We start from the raw sequence: 20,742 nt of genomic DNA on the forward strand, positions 1-20,742 counted from the left end.
GACGGGTCATGTCATCGATGTACGGCAGCAGGACCCGACCCGCGGCGCCGGAGAAGCATCCGGCTTCGAACAGGCACTCGCCGCGGTCCTGGACCAACCGGAAGGCATACGGGGATCTGGAGCGGGCGCCCAAGGCATACGGGACTCTGGAGCGGGCGCCCGCTGAATTCCCGCCGCGGGAGCCGGTGCCCGCGCTGGTCAGGGAAGGGCTCCCGATGCCTCCCGTACGGATCCCGCCGGGCCCGCGCGCCCTCGCTGCCCGCGGCATCCGGTCGTACGTGCGGTCCGCGGCCCGGCGACGGAGCCAGGCGGCAGGTCGGCCTCCGGCCCGTGCCGACGGCTCTACCGCGTGCACTCCCCGGGGCACCCCGGCCCGGAATGTCCATGTCCTGGAGGTCCCTCTCCCGGCGGTGGGAAATCGACCGGGCCGAAAGGGGAACCCCGTCGCGGTGGGCGGTGTATCAGAGGTGACGCGGTACGGAGGGACCGTACCGGCGCGTCGGTGATCGACCTATCGATTGGGGGAAGTATGCGACTGCTGCGACGACTTGCCGCGCTGGCGGCCGTGCTGGTGCTCGGCCTCGTGTTCGCGCCGGGCGCGGTGGCGGGTGGCCCGACGAGTGTGCTGCTGGTGTCACCGTCGACCGGTGAGACGGCCTCGCTGTATGCCTCCGACAGCAAGTACACGGCCCTTCAGGAGCAGCTCGGCGGTGGCTTCGAGCAGCCTCGGGGCGAGGCGAAGCCACCGGCCGGACTGGAACTGGACGACCAGCCCCGGCAGATCAATGTGACCTGGATGGCCCACGACGTGGAGCCCTGGCGCTGGGACCGCGTCTACCTCGGCTCCGACCGCGTGGTGTGGATCCACTCGACGGTGAAGCACTCGGACGGGGACACCCGGTCCGGGGCAGGCGCGTGGCACCGGGCCGAGGACCCGCGCGCACTGACCGCGCTGCTCCGCTCGCTGGGGGTCTCGACCGAGAAGACCGCGACCGACAAGGGCGGGATAACCCCGGTGGCGCCCACCTTCGAGCCTCCCCCTGCGGAGAACGAGCCGCCTCCGGCGGCGAACGAGAAGCAGGCCGGCGCGGGTGAACCTCTCAAGGCCACCGAGACGGCCGTCGCGTCCTCGGACGCGACGACCAACTGGTGGTGGGCGATACCGGGTCTGATCACGGGGGCGGTGCTGACCGTCCTGCTGCGCCCCCTGCTCTCCCGGCTCCCGCGCCCGCCGTTCAGGAGTCCCGGCCGCCGGAACAAGGAGCCCCGCGCCGAGCTCCTGGACAGCTGACCGCCACCCGGTCCCCGACGCCCGGGCAGGGGCGCCGGGGACCGGTACCGGGCCCCCGCGGGGGAGGGCCCGGCCACGGTCGGGGCTGGCCCGGGTGCATGTGCCCGACCCGGGGGGAGCCGGACGGACCAGGCCCACGAACCCGCTCCCGGCCGAGCCGGACAGACAGGGGACACGGGCACACCTCCTGTCGGGGCCGGAGGGGCGGGGGCTACGGGCCCGCCCCCGGTGAACGGGACGGCGCGGCGCCGCGAGCACGAACCGGTCCGGAGCCCGGTCAGGGCCACGGTCCCGTCCGGGGCCGGACCGAGGACCAAGAGCCGGGTCATGGCGCACCTGCCGGGCCGGGGAAACGGGCCCCAACCACACGGAACCGGACCGGGCCACAGGCCGGACTCCGGCCCCGGGGGCCGAGCGGACGGCCACGGGCCGGGACCGGGACGCGGGCAAAGGGTGCCTGGCCGGGGTCCGCCCGGGCCACCGGCTACGCGGAGAGCCCCGGCGCGGGATACGCGGACAGCAGCTCGGCGACCTCGGAGCGGATGGCGGTGAGCGCTTCCTCGTCGCCGGAGCCCGCCGCGTTCACGCCCCGGTCGATCCAGTCGGCGACGGCTGCCATGTGCTCCGTACCGAGACCGCGCGAGGTGAGGGAGGGGGTACCGATGCGGATACCGGAGGGGTCGAACGGCTTCCTGGGGTCGTAGGGGACGGTGTTGTAGTTGACGACGATCCCCGCCCGGTCCAGGGCCTTCGCCGCCACCTTGCCGGGCACGTTCTTGGAGGTGAGGTCCATCAGGATCAGATGGTTGTCGGTGCCGCCGGACACCAGGTCGAAACCACGGGCGAGAAGCTCGTCGGCGAGGGCGGCGGCGTTGGCGACGACCGCCTGGGCGTAGCTGCGGAAGGAGGGCTGGGACGCCTCGTGGAGGGCGACCGCGATGGCCGCCGTGGTCTGGTTGTGGGGGCCGCCCTGGAGGCCGGGGAAGACCGCCTTGTCGATGGCCTTGGCGTGCTCGTCCCGGGACATCAGGATCGCGCCGCGCGGACCGCGCAGGGTCTTGTGGGTGGTCGTGGAGATCACATCGGCGTACGGCACGGGCGAAGGGTGGGCGCCGCCCGCGATCAGCCCGGCGATATGGGCGATGTCGGCGACCAGGACCGCGCCGGCCTCCTGGGCGATCTCCCCGAACGCGGCGAAGTCGATGGTGCGGGGCAGGGCCGTCCCCCCACAGAAGATGATCTTCGGTCGCTCCTTGAGGGCCAGCTCACGGACCTCGTCGAAGTCGATGAGCCCGGTGTCGTGGCGTACGCCGTACTGGACGCCCCGGAACCAGGTGCCGGTGGCCGAGACACCCCAGCCGTGGGTGAGGTGGCCGCCCATCGGCAGGGCCATGCCCATCACGGTGTCGCCGGGCTCGGCGAAGGCGAGATAGACGGCGAGGTTGGCCGGGGAGCCGGAGTAGGGCTGGACGTTGGCGTGGTCGACGCCGAAGAGCGTCCGGGCGCGGGCGACGGCGAGCCGTTCGACCTGGTCGATGACCTGCTGGCCCTCGTAGTAGCGGCGGCCCGCGTACCCCTCGCTGTACTTGTTCTGGAGCACGGTCCCGGAGGCTTCCAGCACCGCGCGGGAGACATAGTTCTCGCTGGGGATCAGGCGCAGGGTCGCGGCCTGGAGCTGTTCCTCGGCTCCGACGAGCGCGGCGAGTTCCGGGTCCGCGGCGGAGAGTGCGGGGTGGGGCAGGGGAAGAGTCATGGTGTCCTCCGGGCTCACTGAGACGGTTCCCCGGGAGGACGGCGCCCGGATCACCGTCCGGCGGCGGCCCCGGGCGCGCCCACCCGGGGGCGGGTTCGCCGGGGTACCCAGGCGGGCGGCACCTCGTGTGCTCTCCTGCACACACGGCTCCCTCGGGGTTACTTCCCCGTACGCCAGTCGCCGCGCGTACGGTCAACTTTAGCGCTCGCGGACACAGGAAGGTTTCCTCACACCCCCCGCGAGTGACGATAGGAAAAGGGGCAGGGGGCCGTCTCATCCGGACGACTTTGCCCCACCGGACGCCTGTCACACCTGAACGGAGATCCCGTGTCTGCTTCGGAGAGTGCCATCGCCGCCGCGGAGGCCCACAGCGCGCACAACTACCATCCGCTCCCCATAGTCGTCACCTCGGCCGACGGCGCGTGGATGACCGATGTCGAGGGCCGCCGCTATCTCGACATGCTCGCCGGGTACTCGGCACTCAATTTCGGCCATGGGAACCGCCGGCTGCTCGACGCGGCCAGGGCGCAGCTGGAGAGAGTCACGCTCACCTCACGGGCCTTCTACCACGACCGGTTCGCCGACTTCTGCGCCCAGCTCGCGCAGTTGTGCGACATGGAGATGGTGCTGCCGATGAACACGGGGGCCGAGGCGGTGGAGACCGCGGTGAAGACGGCCCGCAAGTGGGGCTACCGCGTCAAGGGCGTCCCGGACAACATGGCGAAGATCGTCGTCGCCGCGAACAACTTCCACGGCCGGACCACGACGGTCGTCAGCTTCTCCACGGATCCGGAGGCACGGGCGGACTTCGGGCCGTACACCCCGGGGTTCGAGATCGTGCCGTACGGGGACCTCACCGCGATGGAGGCGGCGCTCACGGAGAACACCGTGGCCGTGCTGCTGGAGCCGATCCAGGGCGAGGCCGGGGTGCTGGTGCCGCCGCCGGGTTATCTGCCGGGGGTCCGCCGGCTCACCAGCGACCGGAACGTGCTGTTCATCGCGGATGAGATCCAGTCGGGGCTGGGGCGCACGGGGAAGACCTTCGCCTGTGAGCACGAGGGTGTCGTGCCGGACATGTACGTCCTCGGCAAGGCGCTGGGCGGCGGTGTCGTACCGGTGTCGGCGGTCGTCTCCTCCAGCGAGGTGCTCGGTGTGTACCGTCCCGGCGAGCACGGATCGACCTTCGGGGGCAACCCGCTGGCCTGCGCGGTGGCCCTGGAGGTGATCGCGATGCTGCGGACCGGGGAGTACCAGCAGCGCGCGACCGAACTGGGCGAGCATCTCCATCATGAGCTGGGCCTGCTCACGGGTACGGGCGCGGTGGAGACGGTACGCGGACGCGGGCTGTGGGCGGGTGTGGACATCGCGCCCTCGCGCGGCACCGGCCGGGAGATCTCGGAGCAGTTGCTGGACCGCGGTGTGCTGGTCAAGGACACACACGGTTCGACGATCCGGATCGCCCCGCCGCTGGTGATCAGCAAGGAGGACCTCGACTGGGGCCTGGACCAGTTGAGGGCGGTGCTCACGGGCTGACCTCCGCGGAGGTCTCCCGCGGTCCCGGCGCGGCGGCTGCCCCGGAGCGGGCGGCCACCCCGCCCCGGCCCCGGGGCCGGCCCCGCGCCGCGCCCCGGCCGGTTCCGGTCACCCCGGGGCCGTGTCCCGCGACCAGCACCCCGGGGCTCCGCCCGTGAGCGGCCGGCACGTGAGCGGTATCCCGGGTCCGACTCCCGTAGCCATGCCCGGGCCCCGGGCCGAACCGCCCTCCCTTAGCCGTGCCCCGGCCCGGGCGGGACCGCCCTTCCGTAGCCGTCACCCGGCCCGGTCGGGACCGCACTGCAATCGGCCGCCAAAGGCCCGGCCCCCGGGCCGCACCACGTAGGCGCAACCCGGGCCGGCACCCGCGGCCGTCTCCCGGGCCGCGAACCGGGACCCGCCCGCGACCGCCGGACCGGAGCCGGTCATCGGGCCCGCCCGTCCGCTGCGACAGGGCGGGCCTTCAACGCGGTCAGGGGCCTTGGACCCGGCGGGCAGGCGGTCAGGTCAGGCCGGGCCGGTGAGCAGGTGCGCAGGCCAGGCCGAGGGACAGGCGGGGCGGTCAAGACCGGTCGACCGGTTGGGCGAGCGGGCTGATCTACAGTCAGTTTGTGCTCTTTGGGATGATTTGCGCGTTGGCTTCGGCGGTCTGCTACGGCACCGCCTCCGTACTCCAGGCCGCCGCCGCCCGCGCAGCCGAACCCGGAACCGGGTCGGGCGTCGACGCGGCGCTGCTGCTGCGCGCCCTCCGGCAGTGGCGGTATCTCGCCGGGCTCGCGCTCGACGGGCTCGGCTTCGTCCTCCAGATCCTCGCCCTGCGCTCCATCCCCATCTACGCGGTGGGCGCGGCCCTCGCCGCCAGTCTCGCGGTCACCGCAGTGGTCGCCTCCCGGATCCTGCGCGTCCGTCTCAGCGGCGCGGAGTGGGGCGCGGTCGGGGTGGTCTGCGCGGGTCTGGCGATGCTCGGGCTGGCATCCGGTACGGAGGGCTCCGGCACCGGTTCGCCCGCGCTGCGCTGGTCCATGCTGGGCATCGCCCTCGCCGTCCTGGTGGTCGGCGCGCTCGGGGGCCGCCTCCCGGAGGGGCCCCGCGCCCTGGTCCTCGGCCTCGGCGCGGGCGCGGGCTTCGGCGTCGTGGAGGTCTCGGTCCGGCTGATCGACTCGCTCGCGGTGCCGGAGGTGTTCGGCAACCCGGCGCTGTACGCGCTGCTGCTCGGCGGAGGCGCGGCCTTCCTGCTGCTCACCTCGGCGTTCCAGCGGGGCTCGGTGACGGTGGCGACGGCGGGCCTGGTGATCGGCGAGACGATCGGCCCGGCGCTGGTGGGGGTGATCTGGCTGGGCGACCGTACCCGTGAGGGCCTGGAGTGGCTGGCCGTCACGGGCTTCGCGGTGGCGGTCGCGGGAGCCCTGGCCCTGGCACGTTTCGGCGAACCGCCCGCCGAACCGCCCGCCGGGGCGTCCGGCCCCGGGAGGGGAACGCGGGCGAAGGCACCTGACAGCCCGGCCTAGTGCTGTGACCCGAGCGCCGGACCCGCCGCTCACCCCGACGGGACCCGAGCCCACAGACCCGCCCGGTCCGCCCCGCCCCGCGCCCCCGGGCATGGAAGAACCCGACGGCGCAGGGTCAGGGACTGCGCCGCCGGGTTGTCAGGGGAAGTACCCGGTGTCAGGTCTCAGATGTCAGCAGGCACCCAGGTCCTGCCAGACACCCCATTCACCGGTGGATCCGGGCTCCTCGCCCTTCGTCCACCACTTGGACTTCCAGTTGTGGCCCTTGTGGGACACGGTGGTGCCGCCGCCGTACTCGGTACCGGCGTTCCAGGGGGCCGCGGTGCAGGTGCCACCCGTGGTGTTGCCGGTGGTTCCGGTCGTACCGGTGGTTCCCGTGGTTCCCGTCGTACCGGTGGTGCCCGTGCCGCCGCCCGGCTCGACGATCTTCGCGCCGCGCGTCAGGTCACTGGCCACGGCGTACGTCTTGCCGCCGAAGGTGACCGTCCAGTTCGACGGGGTCGAGGTCGGCAGGTAGTACACGAAGTCCAGCTCGACCGAGGCTCCCGGAGCCAGCGTCTGCCACGCGGGCAGCTTCAGCGAGACGCGGTTGAAGTCGCCCTTCAGACCACCCACGTTGTTGCCCGTGTGGTCGCTGCGGACGATCGTCGCGCCGAAGCCCGACTGGTCCTTGGCGTTGGCGGGCGCGGAGGTCGCGTAGTCGAACTGGAACTCCGTGCCGCCGGGCAGCGTCGCCTTGGTGTTGTTGGTGATCTTCAGCTTGGGGCTGATCGGGTAGTTCGAGTCACCCAGGGGGAACTGGCCGAAGTCGAAGTCGACGTTGATCGCCTCGGTCGGCAGCGTGATGCTCGACTTCTTCGCGCCGTACGGGGCCGCCGCCTTGTACTTGTTGTACATCAGCGTGGTCAGGGTGTCCCCGGGCTCGTACTGGCCCTTGGCGGTGTTGTACTGGTAGTCACCCGCCAGCTCCCAGATCATGGTGCCGCCGAGGCCGTTGTTGACGACGTAGTCGGCCTTGGCCCCGATGGACTGCTCGTCCTCGGTGGAGATGAAGACCTTCTTCTGCGCGTTCCAGAGCCACGGCGCGACGAGCGTGGAGTCGTACTTGCGGGCGTACGTGCCGGTCAGCTGGGTGTTGGCAGGCAGCCCGAACTTGGTGATGTAGTCGCCGACGACACCCTTTTCCAGGTTCTTGGCGTGCCACATGGGGTTGAACCCCGCCGGGGCCTCCTGGCCGCTGGTGTCCTTGTCGTGCCAGACGTTGTCGATGCCGACCGCGCCGTCACCGCACTTGGTGAGCCCCGATCCGGGCGGGCAGGTGGTCGCCGCCGCCTTGCCCCACAGTCCGTCCGTGCCGCCCTGGACGTTCTTCCAGCCGCGCGTGTAGTACGGCAGACCGGCGTTGATACGGCCGGCCGGCATCGAGCCGCGGAAGTAGTGGTACGCCCAGTCGGTGTTCAGGTAGCCGATTCCCCCGTACTGCGAGGTCGTGTAGACGCCCGCGGCGGCCAGCTCCGAGTCCTTGCCGTCGTCGTAGAGAGCGGCGTTGGGACCGACGTGCTCGTTCCAGGTGCCGTGCAGGTCGTACGACATGATGTTGACGTAGTCCAGGTACTTCTGGACCTGGAACGTCTCCATGCCGCGCAGCAGATAGCCGGACGACGGCGCGGCCACGGTCAGCAGGTAGTGCTTGCCGTCGGCGGCACTCGCGCGGTCGAGCTTCTCGCGCAGGGTCTTCATCAGGGCCGCGTAGCCCTTGACGAGCCCGGGGCGGCGGGCGTTGGCGACCGGCCAGTCGACCGGGTTGCCCGCGTCCTTCATCGACGTCGGGTACTCGTAGTCGATATCGACGCCGTTGAAGCCGTACTGCTTGATGAACGCGACGGCCGAGTCGGCGAACGTGTCGATACCGGCCTGGTTCACCGAACCGTCGGCGTTGGTGGCCATCTTGTAGAAGCCGCCGCTGTCCGCCCAGCCGCCGACGGAGATCAGCGTCTTGACGTTCGGGTGAGCCTTCTTGAACTTCGTCAGCAGGTTGAAGTGGCCCTTGTAGGGGAGGGCCGGGTCCATCTCGGCTCCCGCCACGCCCGGCCAGGTCATCCCGGTGTTGGCGTTCTCCGGACCGTCGGCGCCCACGCTGATCTTGTTGGCCGAGTCGATGCCCGCGAACGCGTAGTTGATGTGGGTGATCTTGTCCCACGGAATCTGGTTGGCGAGGTAGGCGGGCCTGCCGTCCTTGCCGGTACGCCAGTTGGCGAAGTAGCCGATGATGCGGCGCTGGTGGTCCGCGCCCATCTTCTCGCGGCCGTCGGTGTCGTAGACCGAGCAGTACGGCACATCGACACCCGGCGTCGAGTACAGACCATCGGGGCGACAGGCCTCCTGCGAGGCGGCCTGTGACACGCCTGACGTGAGCGTCCCTGCCAGCAGTCCGCCGACGGCGGCGGCGCCGGCGGCGAACAGCAGCACTCTCGTTTTCTTGGGGGACAGCACGTTCGGATCCTCCAGGTGGGGGGTCCCGCGCCCACCGGGGCGCAGGGTGTTCTGCCTCGCACGACTTGCATGGGGGGTGGGCGCGTTGACACCGGGTGTGCGTATGTCCCGGAGCCGGATCCGCAGAGGTGTCGCAGACATTAAGAGGACTAGACCAGTCAGTCAATAGGTCTGGACCTTGCCGCCGCGTTTTCTCATGTCCGGATCACGTGGCCGGTTCCGTTCCGTCCGAGGTGGCCGACCGGGCGGGGGGTCGTACGGCGCTTCCCGCCGCGAAACCTCCGGTGAGAGAACCCTCACCGGAGAATGAGCCGAATGAGCACGGCGCCCTCCGTTCCTCTCATCCACTGCGTGCCTCGGCACGGAGACGGCCGGGGCGCAGCGTGATACCGCCGACGATCGGCCGGATGTCGGACCTCCCTGGAAACATCGTCGGTGTCCGGGAGAAAGCAGCCGCCCCGCCTGTGCCGGACTCCTCTGCGGGTCACCACTTGAAAGGGCGACGATGTCGACCGACACGTACGGCGTACGGGTTCTGGACGTCGACCCGGACCGGCTCCGTATCAGATTCAAGGTGTTCACCGTCTGCTACGACACCGAGTCGCGTATGCACATCCCGCTGCCGGGCGAGGAACCGGGCACCTTTCTGCACTTCCTCTGGGAGAGCGCGAGGGGCTGGATGAGCGGCGATGACGACGACAAGGGGCCCCTGGGCAGGGTGCTCAGCAGCGACGACATCATCAACTACGAATGGGTCGACACCCACGCACGCCGCTTCATCTCCGAGGTCCGGTGCACCGAGACGCTCAACGACCCGCCCACAGAGGAACAGTGGACAGAGCTCCACGACTTCTACTACGCGCGGGACGGCGCCTGGAAGGACGAGGACCTGCTGGTCCAGCGCGAATACGAGATACGGGTCACGGACCGCCGGTGGCTGGAGCACCTGAGCGAGGGGCAGGCGTGGGGCTCGGCCGCCTTCCCGCTGAACGGCGACACATGGACGGCCGACGACGCGCCGCACATACCCGACCTGGACCGGCCGGCTGTCCGCCTGCGGCCGTTCGAGACGACAACGGGCAGCGTCGAGTACGAGGCCGTCCAGCGGATGGAGTTCTCGGACGACGGCAAGTATCTGGCGGTGTGCAGCCAACAGGGGCGGGTGTGGGTGTACGACACCGCGCACTGGAGCGAGACGGTGCACACCCACGCCGGCGAGTGGAACGTGCCGCAGATGATGTGGGCGCCCGGCGGGCATGTGCTCGTGGTCAAGGGCTACCACAGCGGGCGCGAACCCGAGGAGGAATCGCAGTGGGCCTATGACGTGGACCAGGGCACGGAGGTCGAGGTGCCCTTCCAGCGCGGGCTACGGCGCTCGGGTGACGGCGCGTACCGGATCAGCGGGAACGACGCGGGCGAGGGCGGTTTCGACCTGCACGGCCAGGAGCGCGAGCCCTACCGGCGGGTGTCCCATGCCGGTGCCTGGGACCCGATCCAGTGCCACACCTTCGCCGGTGACTCCTCAAGGCTGTTCCTCGGCGCTCAGCAGAACCTGTACGTGGTCGCCCCGGCGAAGGGCGAGGTGGTCGACAAGGTCATCGACGCGTCGGAGCGGTTGTTCAAGCTTGCCTCCAACCCGGACGGGAGTTACCTGGCGATCGCCGGTTTCAGCCGGAAGCTGGGCTATCTGGGATTGAGCGAGCACCGGCCGCACGAGTTGTGCGTCTGGCGGATGGCCGACAAGAAGATCATCGTCGGCCACCAGTTCAGGACGTACATCAACGACCTCGCCTGGTCACCGAACGACGGGCGCTTGCTCGCCGTCGCCCTGGAGCCCATCGGCAAGGGGAAGTTCCACCGTGGCGGAACCGAGATCGCCGTCTTCCCGATGGGGCCGGACGCGAGCCGCTGAAACAGGGTGACGCCGGGCCCGTACGGCACAGGCGGGGGACTGCGGCCCCTCGCACGGACGGGTCCCCTGGAGTGCTGCCCGGGTCATGGGCAGGGTTCATTCCACCCAGGTGATGGCGTTGCTCTCCCGTTCGACTCCGTAGGCGAGCAGATCACACAGGGCGCGCAGGACCGTCAGCACGGTCTCGGGGGGCGGGCGGTCGTCCTCCACGAGTTGGGGGTGCAGCACGACGTTCCCCGTCTCCATCACATCGGCGATGGTCAGCGGGAGCACGCCGAGCAGTTCCACCGCGCCGGCCACCGGCAGCGAGCCCCGCCCCTGCACCAGCCAGTCCCGGACGGCACCCTCCGTCCCCTGCGCGCACACCGTCGCGGCCACGCTCATCCATGTCGGCTCGCGTACTCGGATGACGCCGCCGATCACATACGGCGGAGTGCCGAACGGAAGGTACTCGTCGAAATCCATACCCTCCAGCCTCAGATACCGCCACTGGTGCCAGCAGTCAATCTTCATCACAGCACCGAGGGAAGCACCCGAGCGGACGGAACCCAAGGTTCAGCCCTCCATCACGGCTCCCTCGCCCACGCGAACACTTCCGCGTGGGCCGGAACCAGCGCTCCGAACGGGCAGCCTATTCGCCCTCGTTCCGCCCAGGGGGCGCGGAAAGGCGCTCGTCCCATTCGGCTGTGAACCGCTCGTATTCGGGGCTCACGCGAACAGCGTCGTACTCCGGGTCCGAGAACTCGAAGCAGTGTCCTCCGGGATGCGACGCGAAGAGCGTGCAGGCGTCCACTTCCGCGCCCGGCCGGGAATTGACCGCCGGGCAGTCCGGCAGCACGACCACCGAATCGGGTTCCTCGTCGTGCTCCCAATGCACCCACACCTCGCCCCGGCTCGCGTCCTTCAGTTCGCGTACGAGATCGAAATGCGGCCCGCTCCCATGTGCTTCGAGACCGCACCGGAGTCGGGTGACTATCTCCATCGGATGTACGTCGTCGTCGGGGACGATGTCCAGTACGAGAACCAGCGTGCGCAGCGGCAGACTCGCCGTCGCGGCACAGATGTACCGCTCACCATCCGGGCGACCGGACATCGCACCTCCCCCGCCTGCTCAGCGCGTTCGCCTCCGCCACGGCCTCGCTCATCGCGTCCGACTGGGCCGCCGGGCGCAGATCCGAGGGCAGCGCGTCCCACTCCCGGCCCCCGTTCAGCGGTCTGAGCTGCACTCGCGACCCCATCCGGTCCATCACCCGGCCCACCTTGCGGGTGGCAGCGTCGTGCACCACCTCACCCGGCTCGGGTTCATACGGATGCTCCCGCGCGGTCTCCTCCGTACTCACGCGCGCCACCTCCGCAACCCCGCCGCTACGGCCGCCAGAATCTCCGGCGTCGCCTCCGCGTATCCCCCGCGCGGCACCCATTCCGGAGCGATCCCCCAGAATCCTCCGCGCCGTAACAGCGCGACCAGCTCACCCGTCTCACCGGCCCCCGGCGTTCGCCCGGAGAGCTTTTCCCGATCGGTCATGGTCCCTCTTGCCGCCGCCCTCGTATCGCTGTCCGATTCACCATTCGCATCGTCAATTACCGTGTGAGGTCATATCGTTGCGTTCGGCAGCGCGGGAGCGGCAGTACTTCATGTCCCGGCCCGCGTCACGGGAAACAATCAGGGAGGCAGCAATCGTGGTCGCACGTTCGCGCGAATTGACACCCGACCGCTCGGCGCGGGATCTGTTCGGCTCGGAGATGCGCCGGTTACGCACGGCGGCGGGCATGAGCCTGGAGCGTCTCGCCGACGTCCTCAAGTACGGCAAGAGTTCCCTGGCCCGCTTCGAGACAGCGGAGGCGATGATCCCCCCGGACCTCCCGGCGAAGCTGGACGCGGCGTTCGGGACGGATCAGCTGTTCGAGAAGTTGTACGGTTTGGCGCGGAAGGAGATCCATCCGGACGAGTTCCGCCGTCGTATGGAACTGGAATCCCAAGCCCGGCTGATCCAAGAGTTCAGCGGGCAACTGGTCCCTGGCCTGGTGCAGACGGAGGCCTACGCCCGGGCACTGTTCAGAACGTTCAACCCCAAGGTCACTCCAGAGCAGGCAGAGGACCTTCTGACTGCCCGCATGAGCAGGCAAGCTGTCCTAAGCGGCGAGAACCCCCCTGACCTCAACGTCATCATCGACGAAGGCGTACTCCACCGCTTGCTCGGTGGGCCGGGCGTCGTACGGGAACAGCTCGCCCACCTCGCATCGCTGACCGAAACCCCCAATTCCTTGCTGCAGATCTTCCCGTTTGAGCTCGGGGGATACTCGCTCATGGGCGGGTCAATGGCGACCTTCACGCTGGACAACGGATCACAGTTCGTGTGGGAAGAGAGCATTTCCACGGGCAGACTGTTGGACGATCAGGACACCGTGACGGCGCGCCTACGGGCATACGATCGCTTGAGGGCATATGCCCTGTCGCCGACGGACTCGGCGGCGATGATTCGCTCCGTGATGGAGGCATTACCAGAATGATCAGCCCACCCGCCCTCTCCAATGCCAAGTGGTCCAAGTCCACGTATAGCGGCAACGGAGGCGGCAATTGCGTCGAGCACGCCCCCTCGTTCGCCGCATCCGGCATGGTCCCGGTCCGGGACAGCAAGGACCCCCAAGGTCCGGCGCTCGTCTTCTCCGTCAATGGATGGCGTGGCTTCATATCCGCCGTCAAGGACGGCACATTCGACGCCTGACCTGCCCCGGCCCCGATGCACGCCCCGCCGCCTCCTCTTCTTCGGAGCGGCGGGGCTCCCCTCTCACCCGGTCCCTTATGGAGGCACTACTGACATGAGCGCCGAACTGAACCTCCCCCGCACCGCATGGGTCAAGTCGTCCTACAGCGGCGACGGTGGCGGGAATTGCGTCGAGTGGGCCCCCAGCCACGCACAGGCCCACGGTCTCGTCCCCGTGCGGGACAGCAAGGTCACCGACGGGCCCGTACTTCTGCTCTCTCCGCGCAGTTGGGGGGACCTGGTCGGCTACGCCCGGGGCAGCGGGATGTGACCCGCCACCGGTGACGGCATGGGGCGGAGATGGCCCCACTTGTGGATCCGTCCGGTCGTGAACGGGACATCGCGTACGGAGCGCAGGGCCGCGTCGAGGCCGTGCCGGGCGTACGCGGTAGGGACGTCGACGCCGGTGAGCAGGCGCAGCTCCTCGGCGACGGACGTCCGCAGGAGCTCTTCGTCGGTGAACTCCTCGACCAGGTCGGCCAGGGTGATGGGCACCCCGAAGCGGTGGCAGACCGCCGGGTCCAGGGTGTCCCGCAGCTCCCGCCACCGTTCGTCCGCGAACGGCAGGTTCTCCGGGTCGCCGCCGAGCGCGAGGCCCGCGATGTCGCCGAAGCGGATGAGGGCGTTGTAGCGGACCTGGTCGTCCAGGTCCTCCCGCGCGCTCCGAAGGAGCAGGTCGGCGGCGGCGGGTGACCCGATGAGGAAGACGGGGTCGACGGCCTCCCGGCGCACTTCGATGCCGGGGTCGGCCAGCGCACGGGCGAGCAGGCGCAGCGAGTCCTCGTCCAGGACCAGACGGTACGCGCCAACGGCCATCGCGCGGGCGAGCTCATGGGGGCTCGCGAGGAGGGAGCGGAGGGCCGCCGCGCCGCTGTGGTCGCCCGTCGTGGCGAGGGCGACGGCCGTGGCGACCAGCAGCAGGGGCCACTCCGGGTTCTCCGGCTCCCGGTGCTGCTCGGCGAGAACCTCGCGGAGAACCTCGCCCGCCGCGGGACGGGCCGCCCCCTGGAGGGCTTCGGCCGCCGCCGCCCGGGTCGTGTACAGCGCCGTGCGGTCGGCGAGGATGGCCTCGACCTGGTCCGGTCCCTCGTCCCCGTCGCTGCGGGCCAGTGCGTACAGGACGGCCGCCTCCAGAGCGTGGGGTCCCGCGCCGGTATGGGCGAGCAGCACGGGGACCGCCTCGGGACCGGTGCTGCGGCGGACGACCTCGTACAGCGACGGGTGGTGGCGGTCGGCCCGTTCGACGGCGGCTGAGAGGACGCAGCGCAGCGCCTGCGGTCCGGCGGCGAGCAGGTCGTGGACGGCACGCTCGGCACGCTCGGATTCGTCCGCGTCCTCGGCCGCCAGGGCTTCCTGAATCAGCAGCTCGTCAGATGTCATACCGTGCCGCTTCCTCTCCCTCGCCGTCGAGGCGTTCCCCGTCGCCGTTCAGCAGTTCCTCGTCCTCTTCGTAGAAGGCGTCTCCCCCGCCGAACTCCATGTCATTGCGGCCCGCGTAGAGCGTGATGTCCTCGATCTTCCAGCTTTCCTCCGACAGATAACTGTCCGGGATCTGCTCCACGCCCTCGGCCCAGCGGAAGTTCAGCCCCCCGGGCCCCAGAAGCGGTTCCTCCAGGCGGGGTGCCGTGCGGGCGATGGCGTCCCAGTCGAGGGACAGCCTCAGTCGGACGCCCTCGTCCTCCAGCCCCGAGAAGTCCTCTTCGTCGATTTGTTCGAGAAGTCGCTCGTACTCGGCCCGCACCGACTCCCCCGGATCCGCGCCGGGCGCGGTGACCTTGTCGTGCAGCGTGAGGAGGCGGGTGGCCAAGGGCAGGGGTTCGCCGCGCAGTCCGCCGATGAAGGACTGCTTCAGGATCGCGCCGATCTGGTTCCAGGGATCCTCGGGGTACTCCGGTGTACGTCCGAGGTTCACGCAGCCGGCGAGAGTCCGGTCGTGCTCGGGGCTGCCCGTGCGCAGGAACGGGTGCAGATCGATGCCGTGGGTGATCTCACCCCGCCGGACCACCCACAGATGCAGGACCACCGGCTGGTGGAGGAGCACCAGATCCAGATCGATGTCAACGGGCTGTTCCCGGAGCCCGGCCAGGGTGCCATGAGCGTACACATCGGCCCGGAACTCGGGGTTGGGCGCCACCGAGAACTCCAGGAGGTAGCAACTGGGTTGGGGCTCGTCGTCCGTCACGGGGTGTCCTCTACTCGGCTTCCGTCAGGAGGAGAAACGGTCGAGGCCCTTGTCCTCCTCGTAGAGACGATCGTCGTCGTGCCATGCCAGGTCGGTCCGGCCCGCGTAGAGCCTGACGTCCTTGTTCCCCATGCCGTTCTCCGAAAGGTAACTTTCCTCGTTCTGCTCCACACCCTCTGCCCAGCGGACATCCCATCCGCCGGGCCCGAGCAGCGGTTCCTCCAGCCGGGGTGCCACGTCGGCGATGGCATCCCAGTCGAGGAACAGATCATCGTCCTCGTCGTCGTCCGGCTCCGGAAGGTCCCCGTTCCCGATCTGTTCGAGAAGTCGCGCGTACTCGGCCCGTACCGACTCCCCCGGATCCGCGCCGGGCGCGGTGACCTTGTCGTGCAGCGTGAGGAGCCGGGTGAGCACGGACAGTCCGGCGCGGAAGATCCCCCAGTCCCAGTAGAAGTTCAGGACATCCGAGATCGCCTTCGTGGGCTCGTCCCTCGGCACCTCCGTACGCCCCACCGCCAAGACGCGTGGCAGCATCCGGTCGTCCTCCGGACTGCCCGTCCGCAGCAATGGGTACAGGTCGATGCCCTGCGTGATCTCACCCCGCCGGACCACCCACAGATACAGGAACGGAAAGCCCATGAACACATCCTCCGCGGGCAGACAGGGGGACTTCTCCCACTGCTCCCGGAGGCCGGCCAGGGTGCCATGGGCGTACGCGTTCGCCCGCGTGCGTTCTCGGGCCGAATGCACCACGTACTCCAGCAGATAGAAACTGGGCAGGCGTTCGTTCTGTGTCACCGGTGTCCTCCGTCCTCGGCTTCACCGCGGACGACACCCTAGGACCGGGGTCCGACATCACCCCGGCTATCACGTGACATGGCAGACAGGGGAAGGCCACCGGCATCGTGCCGCAGGGCACCGACACAGGGTTCACGGTCGGCGGACGGCTAGGACGATGACGTGACTCCTGAACACGCGGGGCTTCCCGTCCCACGCCCGTCGTCCGCAACCCTCTTTCCTCATTGGAATGAACGCTCTATCCAATCCACAACACCCCCGCCGAACGACGGACATACGGCCCGCCGACCGCAGGGCCCCGGAGAGCGAGGTCGTACGGAGGACCCGGGCGGCTCCCCGGCCGACGGCCCTCACTCCAGGTCGTCGTCCTCTTCGTAGAGGCGTTCGTTGTCGCCGTTCTCCAGGTCGTTCCGGCCCGCGTAGATCATGGTGCCTCCGTCCTCCCCGACGGCGGCGAAGTAGCCGTTGGTGAGATAGCTGTCCGGGTGCGGTACGACGCCCTCGGCCCATCGGACGGCCACCCCACCGGGCCCCAGGAGCGGTTCCTCCAGCCGGGGTACGACGGAGGCGAGGGCGTCCCAGTCGAGGTCCAGCCCCTCCCAGGGGGAGCCATCGGCTGACGGAAGGTCACCCTCCCCGCCGTCCTCCCCGCCCCCTCCGAGGGGTCGCGCGGGCCCCGACAGGTCGTCCGGCCCGGATTCCCTACCGGCCCCGGATTCCGCGCCGGCCCCGGTGGCGCCGTCGTGTGACGCGAGGAACCGGGTGAGCAGCACAAGCGCCGCGCGCGGATCGTCGGGGTGGCTCTCCAGGATCTCCAGGACCTGGGGCGAGTCCCGCGCCTCCCCCGCCAGCAGGCGCGCGAGCGTGCGGTCGCTGTCCGGGCTGCCCGTCCGCAGGAAGGGGTGGAGGTCGATGCCCTGGGTGATCTCCCCCCGCCGGACCACCCACAGGTGCAGTACCGCGCCGTACGTCACCAGAAGGTCCAAGTCGACGAGAGGCGTGGCCTCCACACCCTGGAGACCGGCGAGCGTCCCATGTGCGCAGACCTCTCCCAGCCGGGCGCCGCCCGGTTTCACCGAGAACTCCAGGAGATAGCAACTGGGTTGCGGCTTGTCGTGCGTCACGTGTGTCCTCCGCTCGGCGGCTTCCATCGGGGGAGACACCGTAGGGCTGAGGCCCAAAATCGCCCCTTATCACGTGATACGAAGGCAAGGGCATCACGGGGGGATCCGGCGAGTACGCGCCCGACGGCCCCCTGAATGCGGGGCGCCCGCGAGGCGACCGGGCGGCGCATGGACAGCCGGACGAAGGAGGCCGGAAGCGCTCATCCGGTCGCACGGATCACGTACGGCAGCGTCGACCGGCGACCACGAAAGCGCCCGAGATGACCGTTTTAGGGGAGGTATTCATCCTAGCTTTTGGCTTGAAGTGCCCTTGCGTCAAGGCCGGACAGCCTGTCCGCCCGGGCCGGCGCAGGGCACCATGGACTGCGCCGCGACGACGCGTGCGACCACCCCCGACCACCCCGGCGATCCACTGGTGACGAAACCCACACAACCGTCACGGTGCGGACACATCCTTGGCCATGGCTTTACTCTAGGTTGGTTGGCGTGTGAAGATACACGGCCTATTCGCCGAAACGTAAACAGGGTGCCGGGGGCTGAGCGAGTACGCAGTTCTCACCACACAAGGGGACCCGCTACTCAGGGAAGCTGAATCTCAATGGCATCGACAACGGCCCCCATAAGCCGCTCCCAATCGCGTCAGGACGCGAAGCTGGCGCGGCGGACCGCCGAATGGAAGCCGGGTGTTCTCCCCTTCCTGCTGCCCTTTGTGATTCTCCTCGCATTCGGTCTCTGGGCTTATCGGCCGAGCAGTTCCCCGATGAGCTGGGCCCTGTCCGTCGTCTGGTCGCTTCCCGTGGTCGGTGTGCTCGTGGGGATCCAGGGGGCCTGGCTGATCCGAAGACGGGTCCGCCGCAGCGAACGGATGGTTCCGCCCGCGCCGGCCGAGCAGGACTTCCTGATCGTGCTCGTCCCGACGATCGGGCGGCATGACACCTACCCTGCGCTGAAACGTTCCGTCCTCTCCTATGCCGAGCATCTGCCGGAGTACTTCCCCCATCTGCGCATCGACGTGCTCACCGAGGAGGGCTGCGAAGCCGCCGAGTCCATCGACGGACTCGCGGCCTCCAACCCGCTGATCCGCGTGGTGACCGTGCCGAAGGCGTATCAGACCCCCAACGGGACGCGCTTCAAGGCACGCGCCAACAACTACGCGCACGAACTGCGGATCGAGGAGGGCGAGGCCCTCGACCATGTGTGGGTCCTCCACATGGACGACGACACCGGAGTGGGCCCGGACACGGCCGCCTCGCTCGCCCAGTTCATCAACCGTCAGCGCAGGGCCCATCCCGACCAGGCCAAACACATGGCCCAGGGCATCCTGACGTACCCCCGTGAGAACGCCGTCAATCTCTTCACCTGGCTCGCCGACGCCGTCAGGCCCGCCGACGACATCGCCCGCTTCCGCGCGCTCACCGGACTCGGTACGCCGGCCGCCGGAGTGCACGGGGAGCTGCTGGTCCTGCGTGCCTCGATCGAGGCGACCATCGGCTGGGACTTCGGGCCGAAGGCCATCGTCGAGGACGCCCAGCTCGCCCTCACCTTCTGCCGCCGCTACCCCGGCCGCAGCGACTGGTTCAACGGGCGCTGCTACGGCGCCTCGCCGGCCACCACCAAGGACTTCGTCAAGCAGCGGGACCGCTGGGCCTGGGGGCTCGTGGCGCTGTGCTTCAACCGCACCATCCCGCTTCGCTACCGCTGGTTCCTCTCGGTCTGTGTGGCGACCTGGATCCTCGGACCGTTGCAGCACATCGTGGCCGTTCTCTGTATCGGCCTGATGACGGGTGATCTCAACACCTCGCCCGTCACCCAGTCCATCGTCGTGTTCTGGTCCCTGAACTTCGCCTATGTCATCTGGACTTACTGGGAGGGGCTGCGGCTCAACGCCATCGCGTCCGCCAACGGCAGGCGGAAATGGTGGGAGCCGATCGTGGTGGTGGCACTCATCCCGGTCTTCTCGGTTCTGGAGGGCCTCGGAGGCTTCAAGGGATTCCTGAAGTTCGTCCGCCGCGAAGAGAACAAGTTCGTCGTGATCGCCAAGCCCGCCTGACGGCCCGGCCCGGCCAGATCCCCCACGAACCGGTCGCACGACTCAGCAGGAAAGCACCCCACATGAAGCGCTCACGATCCCGGCTGCCGCTGCTCGCGGTCTTCCCCCTCTCCATTCTCCTCGTCGTTGTCGCGACTCCCCTCGTCCTGGGCGACCATCCGGTCCGCTGGGAGTCCGGCTCCGCACTGCCCGAGATCGTCTGGCGGGAGGACGAGGAGCGCCCCGCGACCGATGTCCCCGGCACTGTGCCGGGGGACACCGCCGGGAAGCCGGACGCCACGGCGCCCGCCGCCCCGCCGGTCGACCGGGTGGCCAAGAAGTGGAAGCCGGGCATGCCCCAGTGGGGCGTACAGATCTACTGGGAGGAGAACCCGAAGCACTCCGACCGGTTCATCGAGGGCCAGGCGCGCAAGCACGCCCGTTACCTGGTGGGGCTCGGAGCGAACTCGGTCTCGGTCTCCTTCCCCTTCTACACCGGGGGAAAGACCTCGACGAGGATCACGGACGGGCCGAAGACCCCCTCGCCGCAGCGCCTGGAGCGGGTGCTGACGGTGTTCCAGGAGGCGGGGCTGCGCACCACCGTACGCCCGCTCATGGACGAGAAGTCGCTCGATCCGCCCGAGGGCTGGCGGGGCAACATCGAGCCGTCGAGCAGGACGGCCTGGTTCACCTCGTACCGGAAGTTCCTCACGCCCTACCTCGAGGTCGCCGAGAGGCGGAAGGCGACCACCTTCGTGGTGGGCACCGAGCTGAACTCCATGGAGGGTGCCGCCGGGTGGAGCGGTCTCGTGGCAGCGGCCGAGAAGATCTACTCGGGTGAGATCTCGTACGACGCGAACTGGGACAGCTATGTCAGGGGCCGGATCGACATGCCGGTGAAGCACCTCGGTGTGGACGCCTACTTCCCGGTCAAGGTGCCCGACAGCGCCTCGGTCGACACCCTCGTCGACGGCTGGGACACCTGGCTGGACAAGAAGGCCGCCGGGCCCCTCCCGAAGATCGTGATCGCGGAGGCGGGCATCGGCGCCATGAACGGCGCCTACCACGCCCCCGGTGACTTCTACAACAAGCGCAGGCTCAACCCCGCAGTGCAGGCCACCTGGTACACGGCGGTCTGCCGTGTCGTCGAGGAACGCCGTATGGCCGGCGTCTACTGGTGGTCGATCTACTTCGAGGACGACCCCTTCACGGCGCCGGACGACCGCACGGCCTCCCGCCTCGACTTCGCGGGCCGGCCGAAGTCCGAGAAGGCCATCAAGGACTGTTTCACCTCCGACTACCGAGGGCCCGGCAGCACCGCCGCCACCCCGTGAGGGGACGCCCTCCCCGTCGG

General features: G+C 69.5%; 19 protein-coding genes and 1 riboswitch. Of the genes, 9 read left to right on the plus strand and 10 right to left on the minus strand.

Annotation, left to right across the window (positions count from 1 at the left end; genetic code table 11):
- The first annotated feature begins 529 nt into the window (after positions 1 to 529).
- Entirely contained in the window at positions 530 to 1,291 is a 762-nt protein-coding gene (locus ACIBCM_RS32310; protein ID WP_399249523.1) for a hypothetical protein, read from the plus strand.
- Between the two features lie 484 nt (positions 1,292 to 1,775).
- Here ACIBCM_RS32310 and glyA read toward each other — a convergent pair whose 3' ends face one another.
- Entirely contained in the window at positions 1,776 to 3,044 is a 1,269-nt protein-coding gene (gene glyA / locus ACIBCM_RS32315; RefSeq protein WP_399249525.1) for a serine hydroxymethyltransferase, read from the minus strand.
- 98 nt (positions 3,045 to 3,142) lie between these two features.
- A riboswitch (ZMP/ZTP riboswitch) is annotated at positions 3,143 to 3,235 on the minus strand.
- A 136-nt stretch (positions 3,236 to 3,371) separates the two neighbouring features.
- Between glyA and rocD the strand changes: the two genes are divergently transcribed.
- Positions 3,372 to 4,577 carry an ornithine--oxo-acid transaminase gene (gene rocD / locus ACIBCM_RS32320; protein WP_399249527.1) on the plus strand — a complete coding sequence of 402 codons (1,206 nt, stop codon included), beginning with the start codon at positions 3,372 to 3,374 and terminating at the stop codon, positions 4,575 to 4,577.
- Positions 4,578 to 5,200: 623 nt separating this feature from the next.
- A complete protein-coding gene (locus tag ACIBCM_RS32325; RefSeq protein ID WP_399249628.1) occupies positions 5,201 to 6,085 on the plus strand; it encodes a hypothetical protein in 885 nt (294 codons plus the stop codon).
- Positions 6,086 to 6,256: 171 nt separating this feature from the next.
- On the opposite strand, the gene ACIBCM_RS32330 is transcribed toward ACIBCM_RS32325, so the two are convergent.
- Positions 6,257 to 8,578, minus strand: a complete 2,322-nt coding sequence (locus ACIBCM_RS32330) for a chitinase C-terminal domain-containing protein (protein WP_399249529.1) — start codon at positions 8,576 to 8,578, stop codon at positions 6,257 to 6,259.
- Positions 8,579 to 9,083: 505 nt separating this feature from the next.
- On the opposite strand from ACIBCM_RS32330, the gene ACIBCM_RS32335 reads away from it, so the two are divergent.
- Positions 9,084 to 10,490, plus strand: a complete 1,407-nt coding sequence (locus ACIBCM_RS32335; protein ID WP_399249531.1) for a WD40 repeat domain-containing protein — start codon at positions 9,084 to 9,086, stop codon at positions 10,488 to 10,490.
- Between the two features lie 96 nt (positions 10,491 to 10,586).
- Here ACIBCM_RS32335 and ACIBCM_RS32340 read toward each other — a convergent pair whose 3' ends face one another.
- The 4 genes from ACIBCM_RS32340 to ACIBCM_RS32355 form a co-directional block, all read right to left on the minus strand.
- Positions 10,587 to 11,006: a hypothetical protein gene (locus ACIBCM_RS32340; protein WP_399249533.1), complete on the minus strand. Its 420-nt coding sequence runs from the start codon at positions 11,004 to 11,006 to the stop codon at positions 10,587 to 10,589.
- A gap of 115 nt (positions 11,007 to 11,121) precedes the next feature.
- On the minus strand, positions 11,122 to 11,583 hold the full coding sequence (locus ACIBCM_RS32345; protein ID WP_399249535.1) for a hypothetical protein: 462 nt from the start codon (positions 11,581 to 11,583) through the stop codon (positions 11,122 to 11,124).
- Complete coding sequence (locus ACIBCM_RS32350) at positions 11,561 to 11,830, minus strand: hypothetical protein (RefSeq protein WP_399249537.1); 270 nt, start codon at positions 11,828 to 11,830, stop codon at positions 11,561 to 11,563. Before ACIBCM_RS32350 ends, ACIBCM_RS32345 begins: the two co-directional genes overlap by 23 nt.
- On the minus strand, positions 11,827 to 12,015 hold the full coding sequence (locus tag ACIBCM_RS32355; protein ID WP_399249539.1) for a hypothetical protein: 189 nt from the start codon (positions 12,013 to 12,015) through the stop codon (positions 11,827 to 11,829). The genes ACIBCM_RS32350 and ACIBCM_RS32355 overlap by 4 nt, the downstream gene beginning before the upstream one ends.
- A gap of 155 nt (positions 12,016 to 12,170) precedes the next feature.
- On the opposite strand from ACIBCM_RS32355, the gene ACIBCM_RS32360 reads away from it, so the two are divergent.
- The 3 genes from ACIBCM_RS32360 (at position 12,171) to ACIBCM_RS32370 (ending at position 13,526) form a co-directional block, all read left to right on the plus strand.
- Positions 12,171 to 13,001: a Scr1 family TA system antitoxin-like transcriptional regulator gene (locus ACIBCM_RS32360; protein ID WP_399249541.1), complete on the plus strand. Its 831-nt coding sequence runs from the start codon at positions 12,171 to 12,173 to the stop codon at positions 12,999 to 13,001.
- Positions 12,998 to 13,216 carry a DUF397 domain-containing protein gene (locus ACIBCM_RS32365; RefSeq protein WP_399249543.1) on the plus strand — a complete coding sequence of 73 codons (219 nt, stop codon included), beginning with the start codon at positions 12,998 to 13,000 and terminating at the stop codon, positions 13,214 to 13,216. The genes ACIBCM_RS32360 and ACIBCM_RS32365 overlap by 4 nt, the downstream gene beginning before the upstream one ends.
- 94 nt (positions 13,217 to 13,310) lie before the next feature.
- On the plus strand, positions 13,311 to 13,526 hold the full coding sequence (locus ACIBCM_RS32370; protein ID WP_399249545.1) for a DUF397 domain-containing protein: 216 nt from the start codon (positions 13,311 to 13,313) through the stop codon (positions 13,524 to 13,526).
- On the opposite strand, the gene ACIBCM_RS32375 is transcribed toward ACIBCM_RS32370, so the two are convergent.
- The 4 genes from ACIBCM_RS32375 to ACIBCM_RS32390 form a co-directional block, all read right to left on the minus strand.
- Positions 13,502 to 14,635, minus strand: a complete 1,134-nt coding sequence (locus ACIBCM_RS32375; RefSeq protein WP_399249547.1) for a HEAT repeat domain-containing protein — start codon at positions 14,633 to 14,635, stop codon at positions 13,502 to 13,504. The two genes, ACIBCM_RS32370 and ACIBCM_RS32375, sit on opposite strands and share 25 nt — an antisense overlap.
- The gene (locus ACIBCM_RS32380; RefSeq protein WP_399249548.1) at positions 14,625 to 15,437 is read right to left on the minus strand and encodes a hypothetical protein; all 813 of its coding nucleotides are present in this window, start codon (positions 15,435 to 15,437) and stop codon (positions 14,625 to 14,627) included. Before ACIBCM_RS32380 ends, ACIBCM_RS32375 begins: the two co-directional genes overlap by 11 nt.
- Before the next feature lie 24 nt (positions 15,438 to 15,461).
- Positions 15,462 to 16,235 (minus strand): hypothetical protein, encoded by a 774-nt coding sequence (locus ACIBCM_RS32385; protein WP_399249550.1) that lies wholly within the window; start codon positions 16,233 to 16,235, stop codon positions 15,462 to 15,464.
- A 350-nt stretch (positions 16,236 to 16,585) separates the two neighbouring features.
- The gene (locus tag ACIBCM_RS32390) at positions 16,586 to 17,359 is read right to left on the minus strand and encodes a hypothetical protein (protein WP_399249552.1); all 774 of its coding nucleotides are present in this window, start codon (positions 17,357 to 17,359) and stop codon (positions 16,586 to 16,588) included.
- 760 nt (positions 17,360 to 18,119) lie between these two features.
- Between ACIBCM_RS32390 and ACIBCM_RS32395 the strand changes: the two genes are divergently transcribed.
- Together ACIBCM_RS32395 and ACIBCM_RS32400 are read left to right on the plus strand one after the other, a co-directional pair.
- Positions 18,120 to 19,409 carry a glycosyltransferase family 2 protein gene (locus tag ACIBCM_RS32395; protein ID WP_399249554.1) on the plus strand — a complete coding sequence of 430 codons (1,290 nt, stop codon included), beginning with the start codon at positions 18,120 to 18,122 and terminating at the stop codon, positions 19,407 to 19,409.
- A 62-nt stretch (positions 19,410 to 19,471) separates the two neighbouring features.
- Positions 19,472 to 20,722 (plus strand): glycoside hydrolase family 113, encoded by a 1,251-nt coding sequence (locus ACIBCM_RS32400; protein WP_399249557.1) that lies wholly within the window; start codon positions 19,472 to 19,474, stop codon positions 20,720 to 20,722.
- Positions 20,723 to 20,742 lie beyond the last annotated feature (20 nt).

Source organism: Streptomyces sp. NPDC051018 (genome assembly GCF_044456085.1).
Classification (GTDB): Bacteria; Actinomycetota; Actinomycetes; order Streptomycetales; family Streptomycetaceae; genus Streptomyces.